The sequence below is a fragment of the Streptomyces winkii genome, assembly GCF_032248595.1.
Taxonomy (GTDB): domain Bacteria; phylum Actinomycetota; class Actinomycetes; order Streptomycetales; family Streptomycetaceae; genus Streptomyces; species Streptomyces winkii.
In genome coordinates this window covers 1,222-26,057 of record NZ_JASTTH010000010.1, presented here as the reverse complement: position 1 = coordinate 26,057, position 24,836 = coordinate 1,222, and the positions used below count along the sequence as shown (strand labels likewise).

1 protein-coding gene (running past one end of the window) is annotated in these 24,836 nt (G+C 69.6%); it reads right to left on the bottom strand.

Annotated elements, in window-relative coordinates; all coding sequences use genetic code 11:
* Nucleotides 1–24,836 carry the 5' portion of an SDR family NAD(P)-dependent oxidoreductase gene (locus QQM67_RS27325; protein ID WP_314177531.1) on the bottom strand. Its footprint begins 6,244 nt before the window's first position, so 24,836 of the gene's 31,080 nt are visible here — the first part of the coding sequence; it begins with the start codon at nucleotides 24,834–24,836; its stop codon lies off the left edge, out of view.

Below are 24,836 nucleotides of genomic sequence, written 5' to 3'. Positions count from 1 at the left end.
GCCACATCACACGCGGCGACCTCGACCCGGGCACCCAACTCACCAAGCTCGACAGCCAGTTCATCCGCACCCTCAGCCCCACGCCCCCGGCGCGAAACCAGCACCAGATCCCGCACACCCTGCTCCGCGACCAAATGCCGAGCCACCAGAGCACCCAGACCACCCGTACCACCAGTCACCAGCACCGCGCCCTCAACATCCGCCCAGGAGGACTGCCTGTCAGCGGACTTGACTCGTGCCAGACGAGGGGCGCTCACCTCTCCGCCACGCAGCATCAGTTGAGGCTCGTCCACGTCCACGGCCTGATGCAGCACAGCCATTGACGCTTCGGAACCATCGAGGTCGAGCAGCCCGAAGCGGCCCGGGTGTTCCGCCTGCGCCGAGCGCACCAGACCCCACACCGCAGCAGCCGCCGGATCCCCACCCGACACCGCACCACGCGTCACGAACACCAGACGACTGTCCGCGAACCGCTCGCCCTCCAGCCACCGTTGGACCAGCTCCAGCGCACGGCCGGCCACCGCATGCGCGGCACCGGCCACACCGTCCAGGTCGCCCGAGACCGGAACCAGCACCACACCCGGCACCGGCGACCCCCCGGCGCCGTCCACACGGGCGTCCGCCAGGTCCATCCAGCTCTGCACACCAGACACATGCGCCGCAAACCCGAACGGGTCCTCACCCAGTACCGCGACGACCGGCAGGCCGGGGTCGGTCTCCCCTTCCGACAGGCTGGAAACCGGCGTCCACGAAACCCCGAACAGTGCGTCCCGGCTTGCCGGGTAGGCGTCGGTCAGTTGCTCGGCCTGAACCGGTCGCGTGATCAGGGACTCGATCGCGGCGACCGGCACGCCCAGGGTGTCGGTCAGCGTCACTGTCATGCTGTCGCCGGCGTTGGGCGTCAGGCGCACGCGTATCGCGGAGGCCCCGGTCGCGTGGAGCGAGACGCCCTCCCAGGAGAATGGGACGGCAGCTTGGCCTCCACCTCCGTCCTGGAGCAGCAGGGCGTGCAGTGCGCCGTCGAGCAGCGCCGGGTGGAGACCGAAGCCGTCAACCCGAGTCTCCGCCGGCAGGTTCACCTCGGCGAGCAGTTCGCCGTCCCTTCCGCGCCAGGCCGCCGTCAGCCCCTGGAAGAGGGGACCGTAGCGGAAGCCCGCCTCCGCGAACCGCTCGTAACAGTCGGCGAGTTCGACGGTGTGCGCATCGGCAGGAGGCCAGACGGAGGTGTCAAACTCCGCCGTGCTCCTACCGGTACCGAGCGTGCCGCTCGCGTGCTCCGTCCACGGGAGATCCTCCATACCGGCAGGCCGCCCGTGGATCGACACCGTTCGCCGCCCGGCGCTGTCCGCCGTACCGACGCGGAGCTGCACCTGGACGCCGCCCTCCTGCGGGAGGACGAGGGGTGCGGCCATGGTGAGGTCCTCGACGCGGTCGCAGCCAACCTCGTCACCGGCGCGCACCGCCAGCTCCACCAACGCCGCACCGGGCACCAGAATCTGCCCCATCACGACGTGGTCGGCAAGCCACGGATGCGTACGCAGCGACAGACGGCTGGTGAACAACACCCCGTCGCCCTCGGCAAGTTCGACCGCGGCACCGAGCAGCGGGTGCTCGGCCGCGCTCAGTCCGAGCCCGACGGGGTCGCCGCTTCGCGTGGAGACGGCGGGCCAGAACCTGCGGTGCTGGAACGCGTACGTGGGCAGGTCGACCCGCCGCGCGCCGGTTCCGTCGAACAACCGGGCCCAGTCCATCTCGTGGCCGGTGACGTGCAGTTGAGCCGCAGCCGTCAGAGCAGCGGCCTCCTCATCGCAGTCCTTACGCAGGAAGGGAGCGGCTGCGGCCTCGGGGGCGATGGCGGCGGCCATCGCCGACAGCACGCCGTCGGGGCCCAACTCCACAAACGCCGACACATCTTGATCGGCCAGCCATTCGACGCTGTCGCCGAAACGCACCGTGGCCCGGACATGCTCCACCCAGTACTCGGGCGTCGACACGTCTCCCCAGGCCGCGATGGGGATGCTCGGAGCCTCGAAATTCAGACCCTCGACGGCCGTGCGGAACTCCTCCAGCATCGGCTCCATCAACGGAGAGTGGAACGCATGCGAAACACTCAACCGGCGGACACGGCGGCCCGCAGACTCGAAATGGTCTGAGATCGCCAGCACTTCACTCTCTGCACCGGAGACCACCACCGACGACGGACCGTTGACAGCCGCCAGGGAGACACCGTCCGTGAGGAGGGGCGTGACCTCGTCCTCGGACGCCTCGATCGCGACCATCGCACCGCCCCCGGGCAGCGCCTCCATCAACCGAGCACGGGCGGAAACCAGTTGGCACGCGTCCTCCAAAGAGAACACGCCAGCCACGTGTGCCGCAGCGATCTCACCGATCGAGTGGCCCGCGAGGTAGTCGGGCTCGATGCCCCAGGAGATTGCGAGACGGAACAGCGCGACCTCAACCGCGAACAACGCAGGCTGCGCCCACCCCGTACGACTCAACAGCTCCTCGTCCTCGCCCCACATCACATCCCGCAACTGCGGGTCCAGATGCGCCAGCACGGCATCGAGCGCTTCCGCGAACACCGGGAAACGGGCATACAACTCCCGCCCCATACCAAGGCGTTGACTCCCCTGACCAGAGAACACCACCGCCAGCAGACCCGGATCGGCAGAAGCCACACCCCGAGCCGCCTCGACGACACCCTCATCCGAGGCCAGCAACACCGCACGGTGCTCAAACAGCGAACGCGTCACCACCGACGAGAAACCGACGTCCAGCGCAGACCCCGCCACGGCACACTCCCCCAGCCGCTTGATCTGCCCAGCCAACGCCTCCGCCGACTTCGCAGAAGCCAAGACCGGGACCACACGCGCAACGTGGGCGTCGGCAGTCACAGCGTCGGTCCCCGTGGGAGCGAGCTCCGCGCTTTCCAGGATCAGGTGGGCGTTGGTGCCGCTCACGCCGAACGAGGAGACCGCCGCCCGGCGCACCCGCTCAACCTGCGGCCAGTCGGTCTGCTCAGCCAGCAGTTCGACCGCCCCGGCCTCCCAGTCCACATGCGAGGACGGCTCGTCCACGTGAAGGGTGCGGGGCAGCTCACCGTGCCGCATCGCCTCCACCATCTTGATCACACCAGCGACACCAGCAGCAGCCTGCGTATGACCCAGATTCGACTTCACCGACCCCAACAACAGCGGCCGTTCGGCATCACGCTCCTGCCCATACGTCGCCAACAACGCCTGCGCCTCAATCGGATCACCCAGCGACGTGCCCGTACCGTGGCCCTCGACCGCATCCACGTCCGCTGCCGACAGACCCGCGCTGGCCAACGCCTGCCGGATCACCCGCTGCTGCGAGGGACCATTCGGCGCCGTCAGACCGTTCGACGCACCGTCCTGATTGACCGCCGAACCACGCACCACCGCAAGCACGTTGTGACCCTTGCGCCGAGCATCGGACAGCCGCTCCAGCACCACCAGCCCGACACCCTCAGACCAGCCCACACCATCAGCAGCATCCGAATACGCCTTGCACCGGCCATCCGCCGACAGACCACGCTGACGCGAGAAACCAACAAACGGACCAGGCGTCGACATCACCGTCACACCACCGGCCAGAGCCAGATCGCATTCACCGCTGCGCAGCGCCTGCGCCGCCCAATGCATCGCCACCAGCGACGACGAACACGCCGTATCCACCGTCACCGCCGGGCCTTCGAAGCCGAAGGTGTAGGAGACACGACCGGACACCACACTCGGCGACGTACCCGTCCCCTGATGCCCCTCGGTCTCCGCACCCTCCAGCAACTGCGCATAGTCGTTGTACATCACACCCGCGAAGACCCCGGTCGGGCTCCCACGCAGCCCAGCCGGATCGAGACCTGCGCGCTCCAACGCCTCCCACGTCGCCTCCAACAACAACCGCTGCTGCGAATCCGTGGCCAAAGCCTCACGCGGCGACATCCCGAAGAACTCGGGGTCGAAGTCGGCGGCATCGTGGAGGAAGCCGCCGCTACGGGTGTACGAGGTGCCGGGGTGGTCCGGGTCCGGGTGGAAGAGCTGCTCCAGGTCCCAGCCTCGGTCCGTCGGGAAGTCGCCGATCGCGTCCGTCCCCTGCGACACCAGCCGCCACAGATCCTCCGGAGAAGAGACCCCGCCCGGGTAACGGCACGACATCCCCACGATGACCACCGGGTCGTCCGCCACGGGCGGCAGCACCCGCGACGGCACCAACGCACCCTGCACATCGGAACCGAACAGCTCCTCTTGCAGGTGCGTGGCGAGCGCGACGGCGGTCGGGTAGTCGAAGACGAGCGTCGCCGGCAGCCGCAGACCGGTCGCCGCAGACAGACGATTCCGAAGCTCCACGGCCGTCAAAGAATCGAACCCGAGGTCCTGGAACGCACGCGTGGCATCGATCTCCGAACCACCGCCGAAGCCCAGCACCCCCGCAACCTCACCACACACCACATCGAGCAGGGCCTCGTGCTGCTCGTCGGCCTTCAGACCGTCCAGCCGTTGCAGGAGTCCGGCCACGGCCTCGGAGCCGTCTGCGGTGCGACGAGTGGGAGTGCGGACGAGTCCGCGAAGGAGCGGCGGTACGTCACCGCGGGCACGCAGTACGGACAGTTCGAGCCGTACGGGTACGAGCAGTGGTGCGTCGCTCGCGAGCGCGGCGTCGAACATCTTCAGGCCGTCGTCCGTGTCCAGAGGCGGCATGCCGGATCGCGTCAGCCGCTCGGCATCGGCGTCGGAGAGCATGCCCTCCTGCGCCCACGCACCCCACGCCAACGAGACGGCGGGCAGGCCCAGTTCACGACGGTACGCGGCCAGGGCGTCCAGGAAGGCGTTGGCCGCCGCATAGTTGCCCTGACCCGCATTGCCGAACACGCCGGCGGCGGAGGAGAACAACACGAACGCCGAAAGGTCGTGGTCGCGCGTGAGTTCGTGCAGGTTCCAGGCTGCGTCCACCTTCGGGCGGAACACCGACGCGACACGTTCGGGGTCCAGCGCTTCGATCACGCCGTCGTCGAGGACACCCGCCGCATGGACCACGGCACCGACCGCATGCTCAGCCAGCAGGGACGACAGAGCCTCCCGGTCGGCCACATCACACGCCGCAACCTCAACCCGGGCACCCAACTCACCCAGTTCGACAGCCAGTTCATCCGCACCCTCAGCCCCACGCCCCCGGCGCGAAACCAGCAACAGATCCCGCACACCGTGCTCCGCGACCAGATGCCGCGCCACGAGCGCGCCCAGACCACCCGTACCGCCGGTGACCAGCACGGTGCCCGCAGCGCGCCACTCCACGCCGCCCGCCGAGGAGGGAGCGACACGGCCAAGACGTGCCGCCCGCAACTGGCCCTCCACGAGCTTGAGTTGCGGTTCGTCCGCCTCCAACGCGGACGTCACCGCCGCGAGGGACGCCTCCGTAGCGTCCACGTCGACCAGCCCGAAGCTGCCCGGGTGCTCCGCCTGCGCCGAGCGCACGAGGCCCCACACCGCGGCAGCAGCCGGATCCTCACCCGTCGCAGCACCACGCGTGACGAACACCAGACGCGACCCCTCGAAGCGCGGGTCAATGAGCCACTCCTGGATGAGTTCCAGCGCATAGTTGGCGGTCGCGTGTACGCCTTCGGCGCCTTGCTCGGCCGAACCGACGACGGGAGCCACAACCAGATCCGGCACGAGCCCGACGATGGACGTCAGGTCAGGTTGACAGCTGACCGTGACGCCCGCTCCGTCGAGCGCTTCGCACAGCCCGAAGGCATCGGAGCCTACCAACGGGACTTCTCCCACCGGCTTTTCGCCGCCCGGCACGGGGGACCACTCGACGCCGAACAGCGCCTCGGGCCCCGCGCCGAGGTGTGCGAACTGCTCCGCCGAGACCTCACGCACCGAGAGCGAATCGACGGTCGCCACAAGCGCACCCGTACGATCCGCCAGAGCAATGGACATGGAACGGTCTGCGTCGCGCGTCAGACGCACTCGTGCTGCTGAAGCTCCGGCAGCATGCAGAGAGACGCCCCCGTAGGAGAACGGCAGCCCCGGCGCCTGATTCCGGTTTTCACCGCCCCCGTTGTCCAGCAGAGCGACGTGCAGCGCGGCGTCGAGCAGCGCCGGATGCATGCCGAAGCCTGCGGTGGACGCGTCCTGAGGCAGTTCGACCTCGGCGAAGAGAACACCGTCACTGCCGTGCCAGGCCGCTGTCAGCCCCTGGAAGACCGGCCCGTACTCGAAACCCGCGTCGGCGAACTGCTCGTAGCAGTCGGTCAGTTCGACCGGCTCGGCGTCAGCGGGAGGCCACACGTGCGCGTCGGGCCAGGAGTCTGTCGCTCCGGGGGCGCTCATGCCGAGCGTGCCCGCGGCGTGCTGCGTCCACGGCGTATCGGCGGCTTCTTCCGCTGGCCGCGAGTACACGGCGACCGGCCGGCGTCCATGCCCGTCGGGGGCGCCCACGGACACCTGGACCTGGGCGCCGCCCTCCTGCGGGAGGACGAGGGGTGCGGCCATGGTGAGATCCTCGACGCGGTCACAGCCGACCTCGTCACCGGCGCGGACAGCCAATTCCACCAGCGCCGCACCGGGCACGAGGATCTGCCCCATGACGACGTGGTCGGCAAGCCAGGGGTGTGTACGCGGGGACAGACGGCTGGTGAACAACACCCCGTCGCCCTCCGCCAGTTCGACGGCAGCACCGAGCAGCGGATGCTCCACCGATCCGAGACCGGCGGCACGAACGTCCCCGGGGCGGGTGGTGGCGGCGGGCCAGAAGCGCTGGTGGTGGAACGCGTACGTGGGCAGGTCGATGCGCTGGGCGCCGGTGCCGTCGAAGAGCCGCTGCCAGTCGATCTCGTGGCCGGTGACGTGCAGTTGGGCCGCAGCAGTCAGGGCGGCGGTTTCTTCGTCGCGGTCCTTGCGGAGGAGGGGGACCGTGGTGGCGTCGGGGGCGATGGTCGCGGCCATGGCCGACAGCACGCCGTCCGGGCCCAACTCCACAAACGCCGACACATCCTGGTCGGCCAGCCATTCGACGCTGTCGCCGAAGCGGACCGTGGCGCGGACGTGCTCGACCCAGTACTCGGGCGTCGACACGTCTCCCCAGGCTGCGATGGGGATGCTCGGAGCCTCGAAAGTCAGGCCCTCGACGGCCGTGCGGAACTCCTCCAGCATCGGCTCCATCAACGGAGAGTGGAACGCGTGGGAGACGCTCAACCGGCGGACACGGCGGCCCGCAGACTCGAAGTGGTCTGAGATCGCCAGCACTTCACTCTCTGCGCCGGAGACCACCACCGACGACGGACCGTTGACCGCCGCCAGGGAGACACCATCGGTCAGCAGCGGGGCCACCTGGTCTTCAGCCGCTTCGATCGCGACCATCGCACCGCCCTCAGGCAGCGCCTCCATCAACCGCGCCCGAGCAGAGACAAGCCGGCAGGCATCCTCCAGGGACAGCACCCCAGCTACATGGGCTGCGGCGATCTCACCGATGGAATGCCCCGCCAGATAGTCCGGCTCGATGCCCCACGAGGCCGCAAGACGGAACAGCGCCACCTCAACCGCGAACAACGCAGGCTGCGCCCACCCCGTACGGCTCAACAGCTCCTCGTCCTCGCCCCACATCACATCCCGAAGCCCCGGCTCCAAGTGACCGAGCACGGCATCGAGCGCTTCCGCGAACACCGGGAAACAGGCATACAACTCCCGCCCCATCCCCAGCCGTTGACTCCCCTGACCAGAGAACACCACCGCCAGCAGACCCGGATCGGCAGAAGCCACACCGCGAGCCGCCTCGACGACACCCTCATCCGAGGCCAGCAACACCGCACGGTGCTCAAACAGCGAACGCGCCACCACCGACGAGAAGCCGACATCCAGCGCAGACCCCGCAGCGGCGCACTCCCCCAACCGCTCGATCTGCCCAGCCAACGCCTCCGCCGACTTCGCGGACGCCAAGACCGGGACCACACGCGCAACTTGGGCGTCGGCAGTCACAGCGTCGGTCCCCGTGGGAGCGAGCTCCGCGCTTTCCAGGATCAGATGGGCATTGGTGCCGCTCACACCGAACGAGGAGACCGCCGCACGACGGGCCCGGTCGCTCTGGGGCCATTCGGCCTCGTCAGCGAGCAGCTCGACAGCACCGGCCTCCCAGTCCACATGCGAGGACGGCTCATCCACGTGAAGGGTGCGCGGCAGCGTGCCGCGGCGCATCGCCTCCACCATCTTGATCACACCCGCGACACCCGCAGCAGCCTGCGTATGACCCAGATTCGACTTCACCGACCCCAACAACAGGGGCCGTTCGGCGTCCCGCTCCTGCCCATACGTCGCCAGCAGCGCCTGCGCTTCAATCGGGTCACCCAGCGTCGTGCCGGTGCCATGGCCCTCGACCGCGTCGACGTCGCCCGCGGAAAGCCCCGCACTCGCCAACGCCTGCCGGATAACCCGCTGTTGAGAAGGACCATTCGGCGCGGTCAAGCCGTTGGACGCACCGTCCTGGTTGACCGCCGAACCACGCAGCACCGCAAGCACGTTGTGGCCATTACGCCGGGCGTCCGACAGCCGCTCCAGCACCACCAGCCCGACACCCTCGGACCAGCCCACACCATCAGCAGCATCCGAATACGCCTTGCACCGGCCATCAGCCGACAGACCACGCTGACGCGAGAAACCGACGAAGGCCGCGGGAGTCGACATCACGGTGACGCCGCCGGCCAGGGCAAGGGAGCACTCGCCCTGCCGCAGGGCCTGGGCCGCCAGGTGCATGGCGACGAGCGACGACGAGCACGCCGTGTCCACCGTGACCGCAGGGCCCTCGAAACCGAAGGTGTAGGAGACGCGGCCGGACACGACGCTCGGGGAGCTGCCGAAGCCCTGGTGCCCTTCGCTTTCCGCGTCGAGGAGCTGGGCGTAGTCGTTGTACATGACGCCCGCGAAGACCCCCGTGCGGCTGCCACGCAGCCCGGTGGGGTCTACCCCTGTCCGCTCCAGCGCTTCCCACGTCGCCTCCAGCAGCAGCCGCTGTTGCGAATCCGTGGCCAAAGCCTCACGTGGCGACATTCCGAAGAACTGCGGATCGAACTCCGCGGCCGCACGCAGGAATCCGCCGGAGCGGGTGTAGGAGGTACCGGGCCGGTCCGGGTCGGAATCGAAGAGCGACTCCAGGTCCCACCCACGATCGGTGGGGAAGTCGCCGATCGCGTCGCCGCCTTCGGACACCAGCCGCCACAGGTCCTCCGGGGAGGACACCCCGCCCGGGTAGCGGCACGACATCCCCACGATGACCACCGGGTCATCGGCCGTGGTGACGAGCGCGGGGACTTCGGAGGCAGCCCGCGCGTCGCTGCCGACCAGTTCCTCTTGCAGGTGTGTGGCGAGCGCGACCGCGGTGGGGTAGTCGAAGACGAGCGTCGCCGGCAGCCGCAGACCGGTCGCCGCAGACAGACGGTTCCGCAGCTCCACGGCCGTCAGAGAATCGAACCCGAGGTCCTGGAACGCCCGCGCGGCATCGATCTCCGAAGCGCTGCCGAAGCCCAGCACCCCGGCGACCTCACCACGCACCACATCCAGCAGAGCACCGTGCTGCTCGTCGGCCTTCAGACCGCCCAGCCGCTGCACCAGCGCAGCCGCCGTTTCCGAGCCCGCGACGGCGCGGCGTTGGCGGGTACGGATCAACCCGCGCAGCAGCGGCGGCACTTCACCACGCGACTTCAGCACCGGCAAGTCCAGCCGCACCGGCACCAGCGCAGCCGCCTGCGCCGTCAGCGCCGCATCGAACAGCTCCAGCCCCTCGCCGGTAGCCAGCGGCGGCATACCCGAACGCGCCATCCGCTCCGCATCGGCAGCAGAGAGCATGCCCTCCTGCGCCCACGCACCCCACGCCAACGAGACGGCAGGCAAACCCAGTTCACGACGATGCACCGCAAGCGCGTCCAGGAACGCGTTGGCCGCCGCATAGTTGCCCTGACCCGCATTACCGAACACACCGGCAGCAGACGAGAACAACACAAACGCCGACAGGTCGCGGTCGCGCGTGAGTTCGTGCAGATTCCACGCCGCATCCACCTTCGGACGCAGCACAGCATCGACACGCTCCGCAGTCAGCGACTCGATCACACCGTCGTCGAGAACACCCGCCGCATGCACCACCGCACCGATCGCGTGCTCGTCCAGCAGACTGGCGACTGCGTCCCGGTCGGCCACATCACACGCGGTGACCTCGACCCGGGCGCCCAACTCGCTCAACTCGGCGGCCAGTTCATCCGCACCCTCAGCCCCACGCCCACGGCGCGAAACCAGCACCAGCTCCCGCACACCATGCTCGGCCACCAAATGCCGCGCCACCAGAGCACCCAGACCACCCGTACCACCCGTGACCAGGACCGCGCCCTCGACATCAGCCCAGGAGAACTGCCTGTCAGCGGACGTGACACGTGACAGACGCGCAGCGAGTGCTCGGCCTTCGCGGACTGCGATCTGCGGCTCGTCCGCTCCGAGCGCCTGGGGCAGTACGTCCCAGGAAGCATCCGTACCGTCGACGTCCAGCAGCCCGAAGCGGCCCGGGTGTTCCGCCTGCGCCGACCGCACCAGACCCCACACCGAAGCAGCGGCCGGGTCCTCGCCCGACACCACACCACGGGTGACGAAGACGAGCCGGGAGTGCTCGAACTCTTCGTTGCGCAAGAACAGTTGGGTGAGGTCCAGCACACGGGTGCTGAGTGCATGTGTGGCACCGGCTACGCCGTCGTCCGCGTCACCCGAGACCGGAACCAGCACCACACCCGGTGCAGACGCCGCATCGATCGACTCCAGATCCGGCGCCAGCTCTGTCACAAAGCCTGCCTGGCGGACGGCTTCGCCAACCCCGACGGAGTCCTCGCCCACGACGGCGAACCTGCTGTCCGCCGCGACGGTCTGGGCGGACACGGGCGTCCAGTCGACGGTGAGCAACCCGTCACGAGCCGCCCCGGCGCCACCCAGCTGCTCTCTCTGTACGGGGCGTGTGACCAGCCCGCCCACAGATGCGACCGGACGGCCCGAGGAGTCTGCGACGTCGACCGAGGTGGTTCCCCTGTCACCGCGCACGAGGCGTATTCGAACCTTCGAAGCGCCCGTGGCGTGCAGGGACACGCCCTCCCACGAGAACGGCAGGCCGCCCTCCGCAGCAGCGCCCTCTGCCGCGCCGACGGCGTGGAGGGCCGCGTCGAGGAGTGCCGGGTGCAGGCCGAAGCCACGCACCGGCGTCTCCTCCGGCAAGGTCACCTCGGCGAACAGCTCGCCATCCTCGCCACGCCAGGCAGCCGTCAGCCCCTGGAAGACCGGCCCGTACTCGAAACCGGCGTCCGCAAACCGCTCGTAGCAGTCCCCCACACCCACCGGAACCACGCCCGAAGGCGGCCACACACCCGCGTCGAACCCCGGGGCACGCGCCTCGCCCTCGGCCAGCACGCCGCTCGCATGCTCCACCCACGGAACATCACCATCAGCCTCCGGCCGCGCATGCACCGCCAGTTGACGACGCCCCTCACCGTCCGGGGCACCCACCAGCACCTGAAGCTGCACGCCGCCCTGCTCCGGAATGACCAGCGGCGCAGCCAGCGTCAGCTCCTCGACACGAGCGCAACCGACCTCATCACCGGCACGCACCGCCAGCTCCACAAACCCCGTGCCGGGGAACAACACACGCCCGTACACCGCATGATCAGCAAGCCACGGATGCGACGCCAACGACAGACGACTCGTGAAGACAGTTCCCTCTGGGCCTGCCAGTTCGACGGCGGCACCGAGCAGCGGGTGCTCCACCGATCCCAGACCAGCGGCACGAACGTCCCCGGGGCGTGTGGTCGCGGTGGGCCAGAAGCGCTCATGCTGGAAGGCGTACGTCGGCAGGTCGATGGGCTGCGCGCCGGTTCCGTCGAAGAGCCGCCGCCAGTCGACGGGCACGCCGTTCACGTGAAGACGCCCCAACGCGGCCAGCGCTGCGGTCTCTTCGTCTCGGTCCTTACGGAGGAGGGGGACCGTGGTGGCGTCGGGGGCGATGGCGGCGGCCATGGCCGACAGCACGCCGTCAGGTCCCAACTCCACGAACGCCGAGACGTCTTGGTCAGCGAGCCATTCGACGCTGTCGCCGAAACGGACCGTGGCCCGCACGTGCTCCACCCAGTACTCGGGCGTCGACACGTCGCCCCAGGCTGCGATGGGGATGCTAGGAGCCTCGAAAGTCAGGCCCTCGATAGCCGTGCGGAACTCCTCCAGCATCGGCTCCATCAACAGAGAGTGGAACGCGTGGGAGACACTCAGCCGACGGACACGGCGGGCCGCAGACTCGAAATGGCCGCTGACGGCGAGCACTTCACTTTCCGCGCCGGAGACCACCACCGAGCCGGGACCGTTGACAGCCGCCAGGGAGACACCGCCCGTGAGGAGAGGGGTGACCTGGTCCTCGGACGCTTCGATCGCGACCATCGCGCCGCCCCCGGGCAGCGCCTCCATCAACCGAGCACGGGCGGAAACCAGTCGGCAGGCATCCTCCAGGGACAGCACACCAGCTACATGGGCTGCGGCGATCTCACCGATCGAGTGACCCGCGAGGTAGTCGGGCTCGATGCCCCATGACGCCGCAAGACGGAACAGCGCCACCTCCACCGCGAACAACGCAGGCTGCGCCCACCCCGTACGGCTCAACAGCTCCTCGTCCTCGCCCCACATCACATCCCGAAGCCCCGGCTCCAAGTGACCGAGCACGGCATCGAGCGCTTCCGCGAACACCGGGAAACGGGCATACAACTCCCGGCCCATCCCCAGCCGTTGACTCCCCTGACCGGAAAACAGCACCGCCAGCAGACCCGGATCGGCAGAAGCCACACCCCGAGCCGCCTCCGTCAGCCCGTCCCCCGAAGCCAGCAACACCGCACGGTGCTCGAACAGCGAACGCGTGGTGACCAGCGACAACCCCACATCCACCGGACGGGACTCCCCCGACAGCGAACGCAGCCGCTCGATCTGCCCAGCCAACGCCTCCGCCGACTTCGCCGACACCGGCCACGGCACCACACCCGGCGACACCACAGCGGACGGCTGCTCCACCTGCCCGGCGACGGGTGCCACCGCCTCGACGGGCTGTTCGAGGATGACGTGGGCGTTGGTGCCGCTCACGCCGAACGAGGAGACCGCCGCACGACGTGCCCGGTCGCTCTGGGGCCACACGGTCTGCTCAGCCAGCAGTTCGACCGCACCGGCCTCCCAGTCCACGTGCGAGGACGGCTCGTCCACGTGGAGGGTGCGGGGCAGCTCACCATGCCGCATCGCCTCCACCATCTTGATCACACCCGCGACACCCGCAGCAGCCTGCGTATGACCCAGATTCGACTTCACCGACCCCAACAACAGGGGCCGTTCGGCATCCCGCTCCTGCCCATACGTCGCCAACAACGCCTGCGCCTCAATCGGATCACCCAGCGACGTGCCGGTGCCATGGCCCTCGACAGCATCGACGTCACCCGCGGAAAGCCCCGCACTCGCCAACGCCTGCCGGATCACCCGCTGCTGCGACGGACCATTCGGCGCCGTCAGCCCGTTCGACGCACCGTCCTGATTGACCGCCGAACCACGCACCACCGCAAGCACGTTGTGACCCTTGCGTTCCGCGTCCGACAGGCGCTCCAGCACCACCAGCCCGACACCCTCAGACCAGCCCACACCATCAGCCGCATCCGAATACGCCCTGCATCGTCCGTCCGCCGACAGACCACGTTGACGCGAGAACTCGACGAAGGGGTTCGGCGTGGACATCACCGTCACACCACCGGCAATGGCCAGATCGCATTCGCCGCTGCGCAGCGCCTGCGCCGCCCAGTGCATCGCCACCAGCGACGACGAGCACGCCGTATCCACCGTCACCGCCGGCCCCTCGAATCCGAAGGTGTATGCGATACGGCCTGAGGCGATGCTGCCGGAACTGCCCTGACCTTGGTGTCCTTCCAGTTCGCCACCGTCGAGGAGCTGGGCGTAGTCGTTGTACATGACGCCCGCGAAGACGCCGGTCGGGCTCCCACGCAGCGCAGCCGGATCGAGACCCGCGCGCTCCAACGCCTCCCACGTCGCCTCCAGCAACAACCGCTGCTGCGAGTCGGTGGCCAGAGCTTCCCGGGGCGACATTCCGAAGAACTGCGGATCGAACTCCGCGGCCTCACGCAGGAAACCACCGGACCGTACATACGACGTGCCGGGGTGATCCGGGGCCGGGTCGAAGAGCCGTTCCAGATCCCACCCACGGTCGGTGGGGAAGTCGCCGATCGCGTCGCCGCCCTCCGACACCAGCCGCCACAGGTCCTCCGGGGAGGACACCCCGCCCGGGTAACGGCACGACATCCCCACGATGACCACCGGGTCGTCCGCCACCGGCGGCAGCACGCGGCTGGGTACGAGAGCCGCCGTCTCGGTGCCGGTCCCGACCAGGGAATCCCGAAGGTGCGTGGCGAGTGCGGCAGCGGTCGGGTAGTCGAAGACGAGGGTCGCCGACAGACGCAGACCGGTTGTGGCTGTCAGGCGGTTGCGCAGCTCTACGGCCGTCAGCGAATCGAAGCCCAGATCCTGGAACGCTCGTGAGGCCTCCACTGCGTGTCCGTCGGCATGTCCGAGTACGCCTGCGACCTCGGTCCGCACCATGCTCAGGAGCACGTCGTGCTGTTCGTCCTCGTCCAGGCTGTGCAGGCGCTGCACGAGTGCGACGGCATTCTCGGCCCCGGCCCCGGCCCCGGCCCCGGCCACGGAGCGACGCGACCGGCCCCGGACGAGTCCGCGCAGCAACGGGAGAACTTCGCCGTGAGCCCTCAGAACCGGAAGGTCGAGTTTGACCGGCACGATCGCCGCTGCGTCCGCGGCAAGCGCCGCGTCGAACAGGTCCAGTCCCTCGTCGGTGCTCAGTGGCGGCATGCCGGCGCGGGCCAGACGTTCGGTGTCGGCCTCCGCGAGCATGCCTTCCTCCGCCCAGGCGCCCCAGGCCAACGAGGCGGCCGGGAGGCCCAGTTCACGGCGGTGCAGCGCGAGTGCGTCGAGGAAGGCGTTTGCCGCCGCGTAGTTGCCCTGGCCCGCGCTCCCGAGTATCCCGGCGGCGGATGAGAACAGCACGAACGCCGACAGGTCGCGGTCACGGGTGAGTTCGTGCAGGGTCCACGCCGCGTCCACCTTCGGACGCAGTACGGCATCGACGCGCTCGGGCGTCAGCGACTCCACGACCCCGTCGTCGAGGACACCCGCCGCATGAACCACGGCGCCGATCGCGTGCTCGTCCAGCAGCGACGCGAGTGCGTCCCGGTCGGCCACGTCACACGCCGCGACGTCGACCCGGGCACCCAACTCACCCAGCTCAGCAACCAGTTCATCCGCACCCTCAGCCGCACGGCCACGCCGCGAGACGAGTAGCAGGTCCCGCACACCGTGCTCGGCCACCAGATGCCGGGCCACCAGAGCACCCAGACCACCCGTACCACCCGTGATCAGAACCGCGCCCTCGACATCGGCCCAGGAGAACTGCCTGTCAGCGGACGCGACACGCGACAGACGCGGGACACGTATCTCGCCCGCGCGCAGGGCCAGTTGAGGCTCGTCCACCCTGACGGCGCTTGCCAGCGCCTCCACTGACGCGTTGGAACCGTCCACGTCCAGCAGGCCGAACCGGCCGGGGTGCTCCGACTGCGCCGAACGCACCAGGCCCCACACCGCAGCGGCCGCCGGGCTCTCCCCGGTCACGGCACCACGCGTTACGAACACCAGACGGGAGCGGGCGAACCGCTCGCCGCCCAGCCACCGTTGCACCAGCTCCAGCACACGGCCCGCGACGGCGTGGGCGGCATCCGCCACACCACCGTCCGCCTCGCCCGAGACCGGGACCGGGACCAGCACCGCGCCCGGCACCGACGAACCCCGGGCAGCGTCCCCGCCGGCTTCCGCCAGATCCTCGAGTTCCGCGAGGTCCGACAGCAGTTGCACGTCGATGTCCGGGTCCGCGTCCCTCATTCGCGCTGCCAGGTCGGCCGCCGACTCGTCCAGTTCCAGGAGATGGACGCGGTCGACGGCCGACGCGGCGCTCGAGGTCTCGCCTGACGCCGGTGCCGGGAGCCAGTCGATGCCGAAAAGATCGTCCCGGGCCCGTCCGACACCTTGCAGCTGATCCGCTGACAGGGTTCGCGTGGCCAACGCGTCGACCGACGCGATCAGTTCGCCGGACGGGGCGGCAATCGCGAGCGCCATCGAGGTGCCGCCGGTACGTGTCAGCCGTACTCGTACTGCCGTCGCGCCTGAGGCGTGCAGCGAGAGGCCCTGCCAGGAGAACGGCACCGCGCCGCCGCCGGTGTGAGACGCTTCGAAGGCAACCGTGTGGAGGGCCGCGTCGAGGAGTGCCGGGTGCAGGCCGAAGCCCCTCACGGGCGTCTCCTCCGGCAGGCTCACCTCGGCGAACAACTCGCCGTCCTCGCCACGCCAGGCCGCCGTCAGCCCCTGGAAGACCGGCCCGTACTCGAAACCGGCATCCGCAAACCGCTCGTAGCAGTCCCCCACATCCACCGGAACCACGCCCGAAGGCGGCCACACACCAGCATCGAACCCCGGGACACGCGCCTCGCCCTCGGCCAGCACGCCGCTCGCATGCTCCACCCACGGCACATCACCATCAGCCTCCGGCCGCGCATGCACCGCCAGTTGACGACGCCCCTCACCGTCCGGGGCACCCACCAGCACCTGAACCTGCACCGCGCCCTGCTCTGGAATCACCAGCGGCGCAGCCAGCGTCAGCTCCTCGACACGAGCGCAACCGACCTCATCACCCGCGCGGACAGCCAGCTCCACAAACCCCGTGCCGGGGAACAACACACGCCCGTACACCGCATGATCAGCAAGCCACGGATGCGACGCCAACGACAGACGACTCGTGAACAGCACCGTGTCCGACCCCGCCACGTGCACGGCCGCGCCCAGGAGCGGGTGCTCGGCGGCACGAAGCCCGAGTCCGGAGGCATCACCTGCGCGGGTGGTGGCGGGCCAGAAACGCTCGTGCTGGAAGGCGTACGTCGGCAGGTCGACCCGCTGAGCACCGGTGCCGTCGAACAACCGGGCCCAGGCGATCTCGTGGCCGGTGACGTGCAGTTGAGCCGCAGCCGTCAGGGCAGCGGCCTCTTCGTCACGGTCCTTACGGAGGAGGGGGACCGTCACGGCATCCGGGGCGATGGCGGCGGCCATGGCCGACAGCACGCCGTCCGGTCCCAACTCCACAAACGCCGACACATCCTGGTCGGCCAGCCGCTGGAGGCTGTCGCCGAAACGGACCGTGGCCCGCACGTGCTCCACCCAGTACTCGGGCGTCGACACGTCACCCCAGGCCGCGATGGGGATGCCCGGAGCCTCGAAAGTCAGGCCCTCGATAGCCGTACGGAACTCCTCCAGCATCGGCTCCATCAACGGAGAGTGGAACGCGTGGGAAACACTCAACCGGCGAGTGCGGTGCCCCGCAGACTCGAAATGGTCTGAGATCGCCAGCACTTCACTCTCAGCGCCGGAGACCACCACCGACGACGGCCCGTTGACCGCGGCCAGCGAAACACCGCCCGTGAGGAAGGGCGTGACCTCGCCCTCGGACGCCTCGACCGCGACCATCGCGCCGCCCTCAGGCAACGCCTCCATCAACCGAGCACGGGCGGAAACCAGTCGGCACGCGTCCTCCAGGGACAGCACACCAGCTACATGTGCCGCGGCGACCTCACCGATGGAATGCCCCGCCAGATAGTCCGGCTCGACACCCCACGAGGCTGCCAGGCGGAACAGCGCCACCTCCACCGCGAACAGCGCAGGCTGCGCCCACCCCGTACGGCTCAGCAGCTCCTCGTCGCCACCCCACATCACATCCCGAAGCCCCGGCTCCAGATGCACCAGCACAGCATCGAGCGCTTCCGCGAAGACCGGGAAACGGGCATACAACTCCCGGCCCATACCAAGGCGTTGACTCCCCTGACCAGAGAAGAGCACTGCAAGACCGCCCGGATCGGCAGAAGCCACACCCCGAGCCGCCTCCGTCAGCCCGTCCCCCGAAGCCAGCAACACCGCACGATGCTCAAACAGCGAACGCGTCACCACCGACGAAAAGCCGACGTCGACATTGCGCAGCTCCTGCGCGCAGGCGCGGAACTGGTCCACCTGCTCGTCGAGTGCGGTTGCGGACTTGGCGGAGACCAGGACCGGGAAGGGCCCGGGGAGCGCCTCGTCCGTCGCTTCTCCTGCTTGCTGGCCGGGAGCCGGGACGGCTTCGGGTGCTCCGGTCTGCTCGGGTTGTTCGAGGATGAGGTGGGCGTTGGTGCCGCTCACGCCGAACGAGGAGACCGCCGCCCGGCGCACACGCCCAGCCTCCGGCCAGTCGGTCTGCTCGGCCAGCAACTCGACCGCCCCGGCCTCCCAGTCCACATGCGAGGACGGCTCATCCACGTGGAGGGTGCGGGGCAGCTCACCATGCCGCATCGCCTCCACCATCTTGATCACACCAGCGACACCCGCAGCAGCCTGCGTATGACCCAGATTCGACTTCACCGACCCCAACAACAACGGCCGTTCGGCGTCACGCTCCTGCCCATACGTCGCCAACAACGCCTGCGCCTCGATCGGATCACCAAGCGTCGTCCCCGTACCGTGCGCCTCTACGACGTCGAGGTCGCCCGCAGAAAGTCCCGCGCTGGCCAACGCCTGCCGGATCACCCGCTGCTGTGAGGGGCCGTTCGGCGCGGTCAGCCCGTTGGACGCACCGTCCTGGTTGACCGCCGAACCACGCACCACCGCAAGCACGTTGTGACCCTTGCGCCGAGCATCCGACAACCGCTCCAGCACCACCAGCCCGACACCCTCGGACCAGCCCACACCGTCGGCGGCGTCGGAGAAGGATTTGCAGCGCCCGTCGGCGGCGAGGCCGCGCTGGCGGGAGAAGGCCACGAAGGAGCCGGGGGTGGACATCACCGTCACACCACCGGCGAGGGCCAGATCGCATTCGCCGCTGCGCAGCGCCTGGGCGGCGAGGTGCATGGAGACAAGAGAGGAGGAGCAGGCGGTGTCGACGGTCACCGCGGGCCCTTCCAGGCCGAGGGCGTAGGCGACGCGCCCCGACAGGACGCTCTGCGCCGTGCCCGTTCCCTGGTAGCCCTCGAAGGTCTCGTCGCTGATGAGGGTGCTGTAGTCGTTGGACATGACCCCGGCGAAGACGCCGGTGCGGCTGCCGCGCAGCGTCACGGGGTCGATGCCGGCGCGTTCGAAGGCGTGCCAGGAGGTCTCCAGGAGCAGCCGCTGCTGAACGTCGGTGGCGAGAGCCTCGCGTGGGGACATCCCGAAGAAGCCGGGGTCGAACTGGTCGGCGTCGTGCAGGAATCCACCGCGGACCACGTGTGTCTTTCCGGGCTCGTCGGGGTCCTGGTGGTGGAGGTTGTCCAGGTCCCAGCCGCGGTTGGTGGGGAAGCCGGAGATGGCGTCGCCGCCTTCGGTCACAAGCCGCCACAGGTCCTCGGGGGAGGTGACGCCTCCGGGGTAGCGGCAGGCCATGCCGACCAGGACGACGGGGTCGTCGGCGAGAGCGGGCAGGGTGCCCGGGGCAGTGAGGGCGGGAAGGGCCGAGTCGCCGTCGTCGCCGAGGAGTTCGTCCCGTACGTGTTCAGCGAGCGCCGTCACGGTCGGGTAGTCGAAGACGAGCGTCGCCGGCAGCCGCAGACCGGTGGCGGCGGTCAGCCGGTTGCGGAGTTCGACGGCTGTCAGGGAGTCGAAGCCGAGTCCCTGGAAGGGGCGGGTGACGTCGACCGACTCCGGGTTCGCGTGTCCCAGTACGGCGGCGACCTCGCCGCGCACGACCTCGGTGACCTTCTCCGTACGTTCGAGATGGCCGAGTCCGGCGAGGCGTTCCGCGAGCCCGTCCCGCGTGCCGGTGGATGAGGCCAAGGCCCGGCGGGCCCGTGCGGGTGTGCGTACGAGGCCCCTGAGCAGCGGGGGCGCTTCGCTCTGCGCACGTGCGGCAGACAGGTCGAGGCGCAGCGGCAGTACGGCCGCGTCGTCGCCTGCGAGTGCGGCGTCGAAGAGCGCAAGCCCCTGCTCGACTGTCAGGGGCGCGACGCCCGTGCGAGCTATGCGCCGGATGTCGGTGTCGGTGAGGTCGCCGGTCATCCCGGTTTCCTGGGCCCAGGTGCCCCACGCCAACGAGGCGGCCGGGAGGCCGAGTTCGCGGCGGTGGAGGGCGAGAGCGTCCAGGAACGCGTTACCGGCCGCGTAGTTGCCCTGGCCGGGCGTGCCGAAGACGCCGGCGGCGGAAGAGAACAGTACGAAGGCCGACAGGTCGCGGTCGCGGGTGAGTTCGTGGAGGTTCCATGCGGCGTCCACCTTCGGACGCAGTACGGCCGCCACACGCTCCGCAGTCAGGGAGTCGACGACGCCGTCGTCGAGAACGCCTGCCGTATGCACCACGGCCCCGACCGCACGCTCTTCCAGCAGCGACGCGAGCGCCTCCCGATCGGCCACATCACACGCCGCAACCTCGACCCGGGCACCCAACTCCTCCAGCTCGACAGCCAGTTCATCCGCGCCCTCGGCCGCCCCGCCCCGCCGCGAGACCAGCAGCAGATCCCGCACACCGTGCTCGGCGACCAGATGCCGCGCCACCAGAGCACCCAGACCACCCGTACCACCGGTCACCAGCACCGCGCCCGAGACACCGCCCCAGGAGAACTGCCGGTCAGCCGGCGTGACACGCGCCAGACGCGGGACACGTATCTCCCCCGCCCGCAGAGCCAGTTGAGGCTCATCCGTGGCCACCGCCTGCGGAAGCACCGCCATCGACACATCCGAGCCGTCCACGTCCAGCAGACCGAACCGGCCCGGATGCTCCGACTGCGCCGACCGCACCAGACCCCACACCGCAGCACCAGCCGGATCCCCACCCGACACCGCACCACGCGTCACGAACACCAGACGCGAGTGTGCGAACCGCTCACCGCCCAGCCACCGTTGCAGCAGCTCAAGCACACGTACCGTCGCAGCGTGCGCCGACCGAGCCGCTTCAGAGCCCGGGTCTCCTGTGACGGGAACCAGCACGACCTCGGGGACGGGTGCGTCGTCTGCGACGAGGACCGAGGCAAGGTCCGAATGGATCTTCCTCGCGCCGACGGCATCGGCGACTCCCAGAGAATCGGGACCGACAACTACCGCCCCCGGTATGAGTGCTGACGTGTCGGATGCCGGAGTGGGCGTCCAGTCGAGGAAGTAGAGGGCTTCACTAGGGCCCTGCGCGGTGGTGAGTTGTTCGGCGGCGGGAACGGGCCGCATCACCAGGGACTCGACCGTGGCGACAGGGGCCCCGGCAGCGTCGGCGACCGAAACGCTCATGGCGTCCTCGGCGGCCCGCGCGAGCCTGACACGGATCGTGCGGGCGCCCGTGGCGTGGAGGGAGACGCCCTGCCAGGAGAAGGGCAGCCCTTCGCGGCCGACCACGGCGGCGCCGTCGAGTCCTGCGGCGTGCAGACCGGCGTCGAGGAGCGCCGGATGCAGGCCGAACCCGTCAACGGAGGTGCTCTCCGGCAGTTCGGCCTCGGCGAAGACCTCACCGTCATCGCCCTGCCAGGCGGCCGTAAGCCCTGCGAAGACCGGACCGTAGTCGAAGCCGAGCTCGGGGAAGCGTTCGTAGCAGCCGTCCACGTCCATCGGAACGGCGCCCTTCGGAGGCCAGACCGAGGCGTCGAACCCGCCGGTGACACCGCCGGAGGACACCACTCCGTCGGCGTGCTCCACCCATGGGGCGTCCTCGGGGCCGTCGGGGCGGGCGTGCACCGAGACCGTACGGCGGCCGTCCTCGTTCGCGGCACCGACCGACACCTGAACCTGCACCGCGCCCTGGTCCGGGATGACCAGCGGCGCCGCCAGCGTCAGCTCCTCGACGCGGTCACAGCCGACCTCGTCACCGGCCCGGACCGCGAGTTCCACGAACCCCGTGCCGGGGAACAGCACTTGACCCTGTACGCGGTGATCCGCGAGCCACGGATGCGACGACAGCGACAGACGGCTCGTGAACAGAATCCTGTCCGACCCCGCCACCTCCACAGCCGCGCCCAGGAGCGGGTGTTCGGCGGCACGGAGCCCGAGTCCGGAGGCATCACCTGCACGCGTGGTGGCGGTGGGCCAGAAGCGCTGGTGCTGGAACGCGTAGGTCGGCAGGTCGACCCGCTGCGCGCCGGTCCCGTCGAAGAGCCGCTGCCACTCGACGGGCACACCCTCGACATGCAGACGCCCCAACGCGCCCAGCGCGGCGGTTTCTTCGTCGCGGTCCTTGCGGAGGAGGGGGACGGTGGCGGCGTCGGGGGCGATGGCTGCGGCCATGGCCGACAGCACGCCGTCCGGGCCCAACTCCACGAACGCCGAGACGTCTTGGTCGGCCAGCCGCTGGAGGCTGTCGCCGAAGCGGACCGTGGCGCGGACGTGCTCGACCCAGTACTCGGGCGTCGACACGTCGCCCCAGGCTGCGATGGGGATGCTCGGAGCCTCGAAAGTCAGGCCCTCGATCGCCGTGCGGAACTCCTCCAGCATCGGCTCCATCAACGGAGAGTGGAACGCGTGGGAGACGCTCAGCCGACGGGTGCGGTGCCCCGCAGACTCGAAGTGACCGCTGACGGCGAGCACTTCACTTTCCGCGCCCGAGACGACCACCGACGACGGACCGTTGACCGCGGCCAGCGAGACCCCGTCCGTGAGGAGAGGCGTGACCTCGTCCTCGGCCGCTTCGATCGCGACCATCGCGCCGCCCTCGGGCAGCGCCTCCATCAACCGAGCACGGGCGGAAACCAGTCGGCACGCGTCCTCCAGGGACAGCACACCAGCCACATGGGCGGCGGCGATCTCCCCGATCGAGTGACCGGCCAGATAGTCGGGCTCGATGCCCCACGAGGCTGCGAGACGGAACAGCGCCACCTCCACCGCGAACAGCGCAGGCTGCGCCCACCCCGTACGGCTCAACAGCTCCTCGTCCTCGCCCCACATCACATCCCGAAGCCCCGGCTCCAGATGCGCCAGTACGGCATCGAGCGCGTCCGCGAAGACCGGGAAACGGGCATACAACTCCCGCCCCATCCCCAGGCGTTGACTCCCCTGACCAGAGAACACCACCGCCAACAGACCCGGATCGGACGAGGCCACACCCCGAGCCGCCTCCGTCAGCCCGTCCCCCGAAGCCAGCAACACCGCACGGTGCTCGAACAGCGACCGGGAGTCGGCCAGCGAGTAGCCCACGTCCGCCCGCGAATGTTCCGGATGCGCCGCGACGAAGGACGTCAGCCGGTCAAGTTGCGCTTCCAGCGCCGCCTCGGACCGGCCGGACACGACCCACGGCACCAACGCAGGCGCCAACTCCGCAGTCGCACCTGCCTCTTGGTCCGAGACCGCACCCTCGGCGGGACGTTCCGCCGTGGCGGGCTCCGCCTCGGGGGCCGACTCCAGAATGACGTGCGCGTTCGTACCGCTCACGCCGAAGGCCGAGACGCCGGCCCGGCGTGGTCCGTCGGCCTCCGGCCAGTCGGTCGCCTCGGTGAGGAGTTCGACGGCACCCGCGTTCCAGTCGACGTTGCGGGAGGGCTCGTCGGCGTGCAGCGTCTTCGGCAGGAGTCCTTCTTGTAGGGACATCACCATCTTGATGACGCCGGCGACACCGGCAGCGCCCTGCGGGTGGCCGATGTTGGACTTGATGGAGCCGAGCAGCAGAGGGTTCTCGCGTTCCTGCCCGTATGTCGCCAGCAGGGCCTGCGCCTCGATGGGGTCGCCGAGCGACGTTCCGGTGCCGTGGGCCTCGACGGCGTGCACGTCGGACGGGGAGAGGCCCGCGTTCTCGAGTGCCTGCCGGATGACGCGCTGCTGGGACGGGCCGTTCGGCGCGGTCAAGCCGTTGGAGGCACCGTCCTGGTTGATCGCCGATCCGCGCAGCACGGCGAGGATCTTGTGGCCTTTGCGCTTCGCGTCGGACAGCCGCTCAAGGAGAACCACTCCGGCGCCCTCGGACCAGCCCGTACCGTCGGCGGCATCGGAGAAGGCCTTGCAGCGGCCGTCCGGTGCGAGTCCTCCCTGCGAGGTGAACGCGGCGAATCCGCTCGGCGTGGACATCACCGCCACGCCGCCCGCGAGGGCCAGGTCGCACTCCCCCTGCCGGAGCGCCTGCGACGCGAGGTGCATCGCCACCAGCGACGACGAGCACGCCGTGTCCACCGTCACCGCCGGTCCTTCGAGACCGAGCAGGTAGGAGATGCGGCCGGAGAGCACGCTCGCGGCGAAGGCCGTGGTGGCGTAGAGGCCGACGTCCTCGGCGGAGGAGGCGAGGAGGTCGGCGTAGTCCTGGGCCGTGGTGCCCATGAAGACGCCCGTCTGGCTCCCGCGCAGTGCTTCCTGGCTGATGCCGGCGCGTTCGAAGGCCTCCCAGGAGGTCTCCAGAAGCAGCCGCTGCTGCGGGTCCATGACGACGGCCTCGCGCGGTGCGATTCCGAAGAACTCGGCGTCGAACGACGCGGGGTCGTTGAGGAATCCGCCCTCGCGTGCAGCACTGTCGATCGCGTCGAGGTCCCAGCCTCGGTCGGCGGGGAAACCCGAGATGCCTTCGCGGCCTTCCGCGACGAGCTGCCACAGCTCCTCCGGCGTACTGACGCCGCCGGGGTACCGGCATCCCATCCCGACGACGGCGATCGGCTCGACGGCGGCCGCGATGAGCTGCTGGTTCTGCTTCCGCAGCCGGTCGATCTCCTTCAAGGACGACCGCAGAGCCTCGACGTACTGGTTATCGGAGGAGGTCAT